Source organism: Streptomyces sp. NPDC054847 (assembly GCF_053610925.1).
Window position 1 is genome coordinate 1 of sequence record NZ_JBSGZJ010000813.1, and the last position, 1006, is coordinate 1006.

The following is a 1006-nucleotide window of genomic DNA, read 5'->3' on the forward strand; positions in this document are numbered from 1 at the left end:
GATCCAGCCCGTCCGGCGTTCGAGGACACCGCGCCGCGCGGTACGGGTCCGGGCGGAGCCCGGTTTCGGGAAGGGGCGGGGTGGGGAACATGCCCCGCGCAGCGGCGCCGCCCCTGAGGCAACGCCCCCGTCAGCCCGCCGCCGCCCTCTCCACCGCCGACGACACCCGCTCCCACGTCTCCATGTCCCGCTCCACCGCCTCCAGTTCCGTCCCCGAGCCCGCTCCCCAGTCCGCCGCCAGTGCCACCGGGTCCGCTCCGGTCGCCGCGGCCGCGGCCAGCGCGGAGGCGCCGAGGGCGACGAGTTCGCCGTTGGCGGGGATCAGCAGGGGCCGGCCCGACAGGCGGCGCACGGTCTCCACCCAGTGGCGGCCGTTCGCCCCGCCGCCGACCAGCCGGAGGGGGCGCGCGGCGGTATCCGGGTCCGACGGGTCCTGGCCGCATGCGCGCATGACCTCGTCGAGGGCGCGCAGCACGGTCACGGCCGCCCCTTCGTAGGCCGCGCCGAGGATCTGCTGGCGGGTGGTCGTGTGGCGCAGGCCGGTCAGCATGCCGGACGCGCCCGGCAGGTCGGGCGTCCGTTCGCCGTCGAGGTACGGCAGCAGGACGACCTCGCCGCCGGCTTCCGCCGCTTCCCGGTCCAGGCCCAGCAGGGACGCGACCTTGTCGACGGCGAGGGTGCAGTTCAGGGTGCACGCGAGCGGCAGGTACGTTCCGTCCGCCGCCGCGAACCCGGCGAGCGCCGGTGACGCGGGGCGTGTGCGGCTCGCGGCGAACACGGTTCCCGACGTGCCGAGGCTGAGGGCCGGGTGGTCGAGCAGTCCCGCTCCGCCGAGTCCGAGGCCGACCGCCGCGGCCATGTTGTCGCCGGTTCCGGCGGCGACCGCGATCCCGGCGGGCAGGCCGAGCCGCTCCGCGGCGGTGGGCGTGAGCGGGCCGACGCGGGTGGCGCCGGTCGTCGCGACGGTCGGCAGGAGCGCCGGATCGAGGCCGACGAGGTCCAGCAG

General features: G+C 77.4%; 1 protein-coding gene. It reads right to left on the reverse strand.

The genetic code is table 11. The features are described from left to right. Positions 1-130: 130 nt before the first annotated feature. Positions 131-1006, reverse strand: an 876-nt coding sequence (locus tag ACWGH4_RS35410) for an FGGY-family carbohydrate kinase (protein ID WP_453468047.1), incomplete at its 5' end; no start/stop codon positions are given.